This window comes from Citrobacter sp. Igbk 14 (assembly GCF_028069825.1).
Lineage (GTDB): Bacteria > Pseudomonadota > Gammaproteobacteria > Enterobacterales > Enterobacteriaceae > Citrobacter.
This window is the reverse complement of the sequence record NZ_JANEWM010000120.1, coordinates 1-3,924: the sequence shown is the minus strand read 5'-3', so window position 1 is coordinate 3,924 and position 3,924 is coordinate 1. Positions and strand designations below refer to the sequence as shown.

The window sequence follows — 3,924 nt, the reverse complement described above, 5'->3', positions numbered from 1 at the left end:
ACGCGGCGTGTCAGAGTAATAACACGTTGCTTAAGTGTTACTAATTGTAAACTGAAAAGATGTATTGTTAATTCATGTATAACATCAAATAAATAACTCTAGCGTTATCATGCGATCCAGGTGGCGATCGAAAGCCGGATCGGCCATTTCTGCAAAGCCCAGCATATACATCCCATCCAGTCCGCAAACCAGCGCAATTAAACGCCAGGCGACGTCGGCGGCATCAGGCGCTGAGGAGAATTCACCCGCTTTCTGCCCGTGGGTAATGATTGCGGCGGTTTCTTCATGCCACATACGCATTGTGAGCAGGTAAGCGCTTTTGATTTCCGGGTCCTTATCGGCCAGGATCTGCGCTTCGCGCCACAGCTTGATATACGGTTCGAACCCACCGTCTTCACTTCCCAACATGGCATGAAGTCGTTCACGGTAAGTTGCATTTTCACTGACCAGTTCGGCATCAAGAAGGGTGCGGATCAGGCGGACAAATGCCTGGGATTTGAGCTCACCGGCAGAGGTAAAATGATGATGCAGTTGCCCGGTCGCTACCTGAGCCTCCGTGGCAATACGTCTCACGGTCATGGCGGAAAATCCTTCTTCAAGCGCCACGCGCATTGCCGCCTGCAGGATCAATTCCCGACGTTCATCCCGATTCATATAGCTCATACATCCTCCCTATATTCACATTATTGGCAGTTTAACAAAAAGTTGGACATGCGTTCAATTTTCCGTAGGATCGCTAAAGCTGGACATGTGTCCAGTTTCAGTTTTGTAGGGAGTTTTATGTTTCGTCAGTGGTTAACGTTAGTGATTATTGTGCTGGTCTACATCCCTGTTGCGATTGATGCAACGGTGCTGCACGTTGCCGCGCCCACGCTGAGTATGACGCTGGGTGCCAGTGGTAACGAGCTGCTGTGGATCATTGATATCTATTCTCTGGTGATGGCCGGTATGGTGTTACCGATGGGGGCGTTGGGCGATCGCATCGGCTTTAAACGTTTGCTGATGCTGGGTGGTGGGCTATTTGGTCTGGCATCGCTGGCTGCCGCGTTTGCTCACAGTGCTGGTTGGCTAATCGCGACCCGGGCCGTGCTGGCCATTGGTGCGGCGATGATCGTTCCGGCGACACTGGCAGGTATTCGCGCCACCTTTGCCGAACAACGTCATCGCAATATGGCGCTTGGCGTCTGGGCTGCCGTCGGTTCCGGCGGTGCGGCATTTGGTCCCTTAGTCGGTGGTATGTTACTGGAGCATTTCTACTGGGGCTCAGTGTTCTTAATCAATGTGCCCATTGTTCTGGTGGTGATGACATTGACCGCACGTTACGTACCACGCCAGAGCGGACGTCGCGATCAGTCGTTAAATTTTGGCCATGCGATTATGTTGATCGTGGCGATTTTACTGCTGGTTTACAGTGCTAAAACGGCGCTAAAAGGGCATATGGCGACCGGGGTTATCGTATTGACGCTGCTAACCGGAGCAGTGCTGTTGTGGAAATTTGTGCGTATTCAACTCGCGGCCTCACGTCCGATGATTGATATGCGGTTGTTCACCCATCGCATTATCTTAAGCGGCGTGGTAATGGCGATGACTGCGATGATCACCCTGGTAGGGTTCGAGTTGCTGATGGCCCAGGAATTACAGTTTGTTCACGGTTTAACGCCGTATCAAGCGGGGCTGTTTATGCTACCCGTCATGCTGGCAAGTGGCTTCAGCGGCCCGATTGCTGGTATGTTGGTTTCACGGCTGGGATTGCGCTGCGTGGCAACGGCAGGTATGGCGTTGAGTGCAGTCAGTTTCTACGGCCTGGCAATGACGGATTTCAGCACTCAGCAGATCCAGGCCTGGATATTAATGGCGTTACTGGGGTTCAGTGCCGCCAGCGCGCTACTGGCCTCAACGGCGGCCATTATGGCGGCAGCCCCGGCTGAAAAAGCCGCCGCTGCGGGGGCTATCGAAACCATGGCCTATGAACTGGGGGCCGGTCTTGGGATCGCGATTTTTGGTCTCTTGCTAAGCCGTAGTTTTTCCGCGTCGATTCTACCGCCTGCCGGCCTCAATGCGCAGGAGCTGGAACGTGCTTCATCGTCAATGGGCGAGGCGGTGCAATTAGCACATTCGCTTTCGCCGTCTCTTAGCGACGCGTTGCTTGCAGCTGCCAGAGAAGCATTTACCTGGTCGCACAGCGTGGCATTGAGCAGCGCTGGCAGCATGCTTATCGTATTAGCGGTAGGGATGTGGTTCAGCTTGGCAAAAGTGAACCGTCAATAACTAGTGAGCTAAATGACAGGGGTAATCCATCGCTTCGACTTCTTTTCCACTCAGGCGAGCGTATTGCCCCGTCAACCTCCAGAAAGCAGGCTGTGTTTCGGTATAGATTTCAGCCGCCAGAATCAGACGGCGACGATCGACCTCATTCAGCTCCAGCAATGTCCACGGAATAAAGTAGCGATCGCTATCGGTCAGTGTAAACCATAAGGGGCATCCACAGCCGGAACAGAAGAAACGTTCTCCGCGCGTTGATGAGGGAAAGTGCGAAGGTTCTGCTGAATCAGGGGACAGTAGTGGATGACCGCAGGCTTCCAGATACATGGCGACACCACCGGACCACTTCTGGCACAGCGTGCAGTGGCAGGCATAGACATCAAGCATTTCGACGTTTACGGTAAAATGACTCTGTCCGCAAAGACAACGACCAGTGAACGTCTGCACGGCATACTCCTTATGACCGAGTCTACATCAAGAGAAAAAGCCAGCCCTGGATGGACTGGCTTTGTATTCAACTTACAACAAAATTAGAACTGGTAGTTCAGACCAACTGCCACGATGTTGTCAGTGCTAACACGGGCGTCAGAAGTGAATTTGTTGTCGTCCAGCAGGTTGATTTTGTAATCAACGAAGGTAGACATGTTTTTGTTGAAGTAGTAGGTCGCACCCAGATCGATGTATTCAACCAGATCCTGGTCGCCGTAAACACCCAGATCTTTACCTTTGGATTTCAGGTAAGCGATGGACGGACGCAGACCGAAGTCGAACTGGTACTGAGCAACAGCTTCAAAGTTCTGCGTTTTGTTAGCGATACCGTTAACTTTACCGAACTTGGTCATGTTGCGGGTTTCAGAGTAGGTGGTTGCCAGGTAGATGTTGTTCGCATCATATTTCAGGCCAGCAGCCCATACTTCTGCGTTTTTACCGGAAGCGTAGAATTCGTTGTTACCATCACGCATCTGGTCATCAGTACGGTCAGATTTCGCATAGGTTGCACCGATGCCGAAGCCTTCGTATTCATAAGTAGAAGACAGACCGAAACCGTCGCCGTTCGCTTCAACGTCTTTGCTGCGGTCGTTTTTGCCCTGATACTGAGCAGCAAAGTTCAGACCTTCAACCAGACCGAAGAAGTCAGTGTTACGGTAAGTTGCAACGCCGGTAGCACGCTGAGTCATGAAGACGTCAGTCTGGGTCCAGGTATCACCGCCGAATTCTGGCAGGACGTCAGTCCATGCGCCGATGTCGTAAGCTACGCCGTAGTTACGACCGTAGTCGAAAGAACCGTATTCAGCGAATTTCAGGCCAGCGAATGCCAGACGGGTTTTGTCTGCTTCGGAACCTTGATCTTCAGAACGGTTGCCTTTGAATTCATATTCCCACTGGCCGAAACCAACCAGTTGGTCGTTGATCTGAGTTTCGCCTTTGAAGCCCAGACGCGCGTAAGTTTTGTCACCATCGTTGCTGGTATCGTCAGAGAAGTAATGCTGAGCGTGAACTTTACCGTACAGATCCAGTTTGTTACCGTCTTTGTTATAAATCTCAGCTGCGTTTACCGCACCCGCTGCCAACAGGGTAGTCACTGCCACTGCAACTAATTTAAGTTTCATTCTAAATAATCCTTATAATTTTTTCTTTGTGTGTTTCCTAGACCATTGCTAA

At 51.4% G+C, this 3,924-nt stretch carries 4 protein-coding genes; 1 reads left to right on the top strand and 3 read right to left on the bottom strand.

Annotated elements, in window-relative coordinates; translation table 11 throughout:
• Window positions 1–84 precede the first annotated feature (84 nt).
• Window positions 85–663 (bottom strand): TetR family transcriptional regulator, encoded by a 579-nt coding sequence (locus tag NNN64_RS22540; protein ID WP_271442845.1) that lies wholly within the window; start codon window positions 661–663, stop codon window positions 85–87.
• A 117-nt stretch (window positions 664–780) separates the two neighbouring features.
• Between NNN64_RS22540 and NNN64_RS22535 the strand changes: the two genes are divergently transcribed.
• A complete protein-coding gene (locus NNN64_RS22535; RefSeq protein ID WP_271442844.1) occupies window positions 781–2,268 on the top strand; it encodes an MFS transporter in 1,488 nt (495 codons plus the stop codon).
• Here the strand turns inward: NNN64_RS22535 and NNN64_RS22530 are convergent, their stop codons facing one another.
• Window positions 2,269–2,709: a GFA family protein gene (locus NNN64_RS22530; protein WP_442870715.1), complete on the bottom strand. Its 441-nt coding sequence runs from the start codon at window positions 2,707–2,709 to the stop codon at window positions 2,269–2,271.
• A gap of 83 nt (window positions 2,710–2,792) precedes the next feature.
• The gene (gene ompD, locus NNN64_RS22525) at window positions 2,793–3,872 is read right to left on the bottom strand and encodes a porin OmpD (protein WP_271442843.1); all 1,080 of its coding nucleotides are present in this window, start codon (window positions 3,870–3,872) and stop codon (window positions 2,793–2,795) included.
• Between the last annotated feature and the right edge of the window lie 52 nt (window positions 3,873–3,924).

Excerpts from the sequence above, each read along its gene's own strand:
- NNN64_RS22540 (WP_271442845.1), bottom strand. The coding sequence starts at position 663 with ATGAGCTATATGAATCGGGATGAACGTCGGGAATTGATCCTGCAGGCG.
- NNN64_RS22535 (WP_271442844.1), top strand. The coding sequence starts at position 781 with ATGTTTCGTCAGTGGTTAACGTTAGTGATTATTGTGCTGGTCTACATC.
- ompD (WP_271442843.1), bottom strand. The coding sequence starts at position 3,872 with ATGAAACTTAAATTAGTTGCAGTGGCAGTGACTACCCTGTTGGCAGCG.